The following is a 1,829-nucleotide window of genomic DNA, read 5'->3' on the forward strand; positions in this document are numbered from 1 at the left end:
GCTTGTGGCCCCGCGCAAGCAGCAAGCAAGGGCAAGGGAAGAGCGATGTTCCCCGTCGGATCGGTCTTGTTGAGCGGGTCGTTGCCAACGTAGGCGTAGAGGTTGAAGTCGTCCTCATAGCCGATGGGGTCGGTTTGGAGAAACCGCCCCAACGTGGGCGAATAGGCGCGGGCCATGTAATGATAGGCGCCGAAGTCGGGCAGCCAGACCTGGCCGATGAACTTGAAGCGGCCGCTGTTGCCCGCGCGGGAATGCCGTACTCGTCATAGGTGTTGGTGGTGGTGGTCACCGCGGCGGCGCTGTCGGTGGTGGCGATGATCGAGCCCTGCTGGCTGGCAGCGCCACTTCGAGCGCGCCAGGCGCGCCAAGGCCCTGATCGCCGCCAGGACCACCACGGCCGGCTGAGCCGCGCCTACCTTGGTATGACATCTAACCGACTGTTTTTGCTCGATAACCGGTATCCGGCCAAAAATGTCATACCAAAGTATGACACCCTTTTCAAAATATTATCTCGGCTTTTCAATGCACTAGCTGAACCGCAGGTGTGCGTGACGTGCCCTTCCTTCCTGCCCTCATTTGCCGGGGTCGTTTCGGAGGACTTGGCGGGTTCTGAGATCACCGCCCAAGGCGGTCTTCCGGCACGGGGACAGCCCCCTCGGGTTGGGGCGATTTGGCGCCATGATCGCCCGCTGGAGGACGGCCTCAGCCAGCTCAAGCGGCGACGAGCACCATGATCACGCCCACCGTGGCGGCCGCCATCAGAATCAGAACGGAACGCTCCATCGCGCGGCCGATCGCCACCGTCTGCGCCTCGATGGCGGCGACGAGGCGGTCGCCAGGTTGGGGCGTGGTCTGCGAAGGCGTCATGGCAAGGCCCTTTCGATCTGAGGCCAGGCTACACCCGATGCTGAGGATTTTCGACGGCCGACACAGGGCCCGACGAATCTGCACCTACGCCCTGGCCGCCGCGTGGAGCGGCCAATCGGCGATGATTGCCGCCAACGCGCGCACCTAATCAATCAACAATGAGCTTGAATTGCTTGATTTAATCGGCGTTTTAGAGCTTGGAGAGATGTATATCGTTTCCACATCACCGCCAGGCACCAGATCTGAAATCACCTTTCCATCTACAATGAGCCGAATGTCATATTTTTCACTTCGCTTAATAGTGACTATCTTCGAAATCCCCGTAGAGTCATCTTGAGATCGCAATGATCCTTCAAATATTTCAATTCCATTGATCGTCAAAACCGCCAACTTGGCATTAGCATCAAGCAGCACCACGCGTGGATTTCCAGGCACCATTTTTTGCGCAGATGCACAGGCCGTCTGAGACAGTGCCAGAGTAAGACTTAGCGCAAATATTACGTAATTCGCCACAACCCTATTCATGCATCGACCTCATAGCCCTCAGTTGGTCTTCCGTTAACGTTTTCGAACTCGATAACGCCGTCTGAGACATAAGATTTTCTGTAGGTACAGTTAGTGTGTTGGAGGGGTCATTTGGGTGCCTGAGTCCCCCGGCATGGCCAATTTCATGATCACCCGTTCTCTCAAAGCTCGCACCTGGTGCCGTAAATACTGAGTCGCTAATCGCTACATTATTTCCGCCTATCGCATCGACACGTCCAAGCGCTTGGCCGACGCGCGCGTCCCCAGCAGCGACCATCTCGATGTTATGTCGCCCGTCGGTTGGTGCGCCTACGACAACTGTACGTCGTCAGAAGTTTTGAGACAGCCGGGTCGCGGATTTAGCGGAGGGTTGGCCTCATCTGGGGTTGATATCTAGGCGGCGATTTTGCGGTGCTGCAAGCGCCGATGTTCGAGGG

The 1,829-nt window shown here is 57.4% G+C and carries 3 protein-coding genes and 1 pseudogene; 1 reads left to right on the forward strand and 3 read right to left on the reverse strand.

The window, feature by feature from the left end:
* From ACP69S_RS21990 to ACP69S_RS22000, 3 genes are all read right to left on the reverse strand, one after another.
* Nucleotides 1-218: RHS repeat-associated core domain-containing protein (locus ACP69S_RS21990; RefSeq protein WP_426000854.1), on the reverse strand; the 218-nt coding region annotated here is incomplete at its 3' end.
* Nucleotides 219-711: 493 nt separating this feature from the next.
* Nucleotides 712-867, reverse strand: coding sequence for a hypothetical protein (locus ACP69S_RS21995; RefSeq protein ID WP_426000850.1), 156 nt, complete (start codon nt 865-867; stop codon nt 712-714).
* A gap of 144 nt (nt 868-1,011) precedes the next feature.
* Nucleotides 1,012-1,392 carry a hypothetical protein gene (locus ACP69S_RS22000; protein WP_426000852.1) on the reverse strand — a complete coding sequence of 127 codons (381 nt, stop codon included), beginning with the start codon at nt 1,390-1,392 and terminating at the stop codon, nt 1,012-1,014.
* A gap of 313 nt (nt 1,393-1,705) precedes the next feature.
* Here ACP69S_RS22000 and ACP69S_RS22005 point away from each other — a divergent pair.
* Nucleotides 1,706-1,789: pseudogene (locus ACP69S_RS22005) on the forward strand (hypothetical protein); the annotation flags it as partial.
* Nucleotides 1,790-1,829: the final 40 nt, after the last annotated feature.

The sequence above is a fragment of the Caulobacter sp. DWR1-3-2b1 genome, from assembly GCF_049895765.1.
In the GTDB taxonomy this organism is placed as follows: Bacteria; Pseudomonadota; Alphaproteobacteria; order Caulobacterales; family Caulobacteraceae; genus Caulobacter.

Coding starts and splice junctions, on each gene's coding strand:
- ACP69S_RS21995 (WP_426000850.1), bottom strand. CDS start 867: ATGACGCCTTCGCAGACCACGCCCCAACCTGGCGACCGCCTCGTCGCC.
- ACP69S_RS22000 (WP_426000852.1), bottom strand. CDS start 1,392: ATGAATAGGGTTGTGGCGAATTACGTAATATTTGCGCTAAGTCTTACT.